This window comes from Micromonospora phytophila (genome assembly GCF_023656545.1).
Classification (GTDB): domain Bacteria; phylum Actinomycetota; class Actinomycetes; order Mycobacteriales; family Micromonosporaceae; genus Micromonospora; species Micromonospora phytophila.
Window position 1 is genome coordinate 1 of sequence record NZ_JAMOKF010000506.1, and the last position, 2756, is coordinate 2756.

A 2756-nucleotide genomic window follows, 5' to 3' on the forward strand; every position below is an offset into this window, starting at 1 on the left:
GCCGCCCGACAGGACGGCGCCGACTCCTGAGGCCGCCACGCCCCGGCCCCGGCGGCCCTCGCCGGCCACGCCCGCCGCGACCCGCGGGAGCCGGTACGCGGAACGGGGCGGCCGGAGCCGCCCCGCACCCGTCGCGACCGCCTCAGTTGAACAGGTTGTAGAACTCGGCCGGCGCCTCGACCACCTGGTCCGCCGGCGGCTTCTGCGCGGCGGTGGCGTTGCCGTAGTCCGAGTAGGCGACCCGGATCTCCTGCGCCTTGGTCTGGCCGGCGGCCGGGATCTGCACGACCATCTCGCTGAGCCGCCCCTGCGGGTCGAGCTTCGCGGTGAACGGCACCGACTTGGCCTGCGGCCCGAGCGCGGTGATCACGCTCGGGTCCACCGAGCCGGCCTGCGCGGCCTTCGACACGTCCAGGGTGCCGGCGTACGCGCCGTCGCCGGTCTGGCGCACCTCCGTGATGCCCTGGGTCAGCACCTCGCTGCCGGCCGGGTCGACCTTGTCGAAGTCGAAGCCGAGGTTCCGGTTGCCCTTGATCCGGGTCTGGTCGAGGTGCTGGTACTTGCCGAGGTTGAGCTTCTGCACGCCCGGCACGCTGCTGGCGGTCGTCCCGCCCAGCTCCACCTTCACCCAGCTGTCCGGCTTGAAGTGGACCAGGTCGAGCTTCATGAACAGGTCGTCGGTGGGCGCGCCGATGGTCATCCGCATCTCCGCGCTCTGGCTCGGCTCGTGCACCTGCCCTTCGGCGGTCGAGCCACCGCCGGACATGGTGAACCGGAAGTTGCCGTTGCTGATCTCCCTGGTGGAGGCCAGCAGGGCCTGCTTGGCGTCGCCGGGCACGCCGGGCGCGGCGGAGGCCGTGGCCGCGCCGGACGCCGAGACGGTCGGGGAGGCGGACGAGCCCGCCTGGGGGGTCCCGGTGGCGTTGCAGGCGGCGAGACCGGGAGTGAACAGCGCGGCGGCCACCAGGCCGGCGCTCAAGCGTCGAACAGTCATGTGTGTCTCCCATGTGGGTCACCCGACGCACCTGGCGGCGGCCGGAAACCGGGCGGCGCAGCACTACTGTCGGCTGCGTCGCGCGAACCGGGCCGGCCGCCGGGGGCGGTCCGCGCGGGTCGCTCCTTCTCCTGTTCCCTGCCACCGCGTCGCACAATCACCCGCCTGTCCGGTTACCCCCACCGGGTGACACTCCCGCAAACGCCGAACGGGGCGGCCGGAGCCGCCCCGTTCGCCGTGTGCCGGTCCTACTTGAACATCTCGTACGTCTGCTCGGAGGCCTCGACCACCTTGTCCGCCGGCGGCTTCTGGGCGGTGGTGGCGTTGCCGTAGTCGGCGTAGGCGACCTTGATGTCGTGCGCCTTGGTGTCGCCGGCGGCGGGGACCGAGATGACCAGCTCGGTGAGGCGGCCCTGCGGGTCCAGCTTGGCGGTGAAGGGCAGCGACTTGGCCTGCGCGCCGAGAGCCTTGACCAGGTCGGCGTCGATGGCCGCCGAGTCGGACACGCCGGAGACGTCGAGCTTGCCGGCGTAGGCGCCCTCGCCGGTCTTCTGCACGTCGGTCATGCTCTTGGTGAGCGCGGCGGTGCCGGCCGGGTCCACGTCCTCCATGTTGAGGCTGAGGGCGTCGGCGTCCTTGACCTTGGACTGGTCGAGGTGCTGGTACTTGTCCTTCATCTTGGCCATGCCGGGGATGACGTCACCCATCTCGCCGAGGTCGAGCTTCACCCAGCTGTCCGGCTGGATGTAGACCATCTCCATGCCCATCGACACGCCGGAGCCGTCGTCGAACTTCATGGAGAACTGGGCGCTGTTGCTGGGCTTGTGCACCAGACCCTGACCGGTCAGGCCGGCGCCGGCGAGCGAGAAGGTGAAGTTGCCCTTCTCGATCTCCTTGGTGGAGGCGAGCAGCGCCTCCTTCGGGTCGGCCGGAATGGCCGCGGACGAACCGGCGGCGGCACCCGGCTCGGCGGTGTCCGTCTTGCAGGCGGCCAGACCGGGGACGAACAGGGTGGCGGCGAGAACGCCGACGCTCCACCGTCGAATGTTCACAGTCATCTCTCTTCACAGAACGGGAATCACCCGGTCGAGCAGGGTCGCCGGGCAGCGAGCCGGGGCAGCCTAACCGATGCCACCGACGTCCGGGGGGGACGGCAGCGGCCCTGACCGCAAATGCCTAGCGGAGCGCCAGAGCCAGGTGCCGCAGCTCGTTGTCGCGGGCGTCGCCGACCACGATCACCGTGCGGTTCGGTTCGAGCAGTACCAGCGCCTGCTCGTTGCCCCGGGCCGTGTACCGCTGCCACGTGCGCCCGCCCAGGTCCGCCTGACCCTGCGGCTGCCCCTCCGCGGTCAGCTCGGTCGGCAGCAGCCGCTCCGGCGGCACGCTGCTCTGCACCAGCTGGGCGCCCCGACCCTCCCCGGTGAGGTAGCCGATCCGCAGGGTCGACCCGCCCTCGACCGACTGGAAGTTCGCGTTCACCGTGCGCCACCCCTCGCCCAGGTCGGCGGGCTGGCTGACCGGGAACGCGTTGGCCGCCCGGGCCGACTCGACCGCGGGCGCCGGGTCGACCGTGGTCGGCTGGTCGCCGCCCAGGAAGCCCCGGTAGAAGGCGAGCAGCAGAGCGATCGGCACCAGCAGCACCAGCAGCGAGATCGCCATGTCCTTGGGCGAGCGCTCCGACTTGCCCGGGTCGACCGCGGCCGGCGGCGCGGGCCGCTCGCCGGTTTGCGCCGCGCCGTCGGCGGCCCCGGCCCCGGCCCCG

General features: G+C 72.1%; 3 protein-coding genes. All 3 read right to left on the reverse strand.

Features of this window, described 5'->3' with window-relative positions; genetic code table 11:
• Positions 1-142: 142 nt before the first annotated feature.
• Positions 143-994, reverse strand: a complete 852-nt coding sequence (locus NCC78_RS30450; RefSeq protein ID WP_250798850.1) for a hypothetical protein — start codon at positions 992-994, stop codon at positions 143-145.
• Between the two features lie 248 nt (positions 995-1242).
• Positions 1243-2052, reverse strand: coding sequence for a hypothetical protein (locus NCC78_RS30455; RefSeq protein ID WP_250798852.1), 810 nt, complete (start codon positions 2050-2052; stop codon positions 1243-1245).
• Positions 2053-2170: 118 nt separating this feature from the next.
• Positions 2171-2756, reverse strand: a 586-nt coding sequence (locus NCC78_RS30460) for a DUF4245 domain-containing protein (RefSeq protein ID WP_250798853.1), incomplete at its 5' end; no start/stop codon positions are given.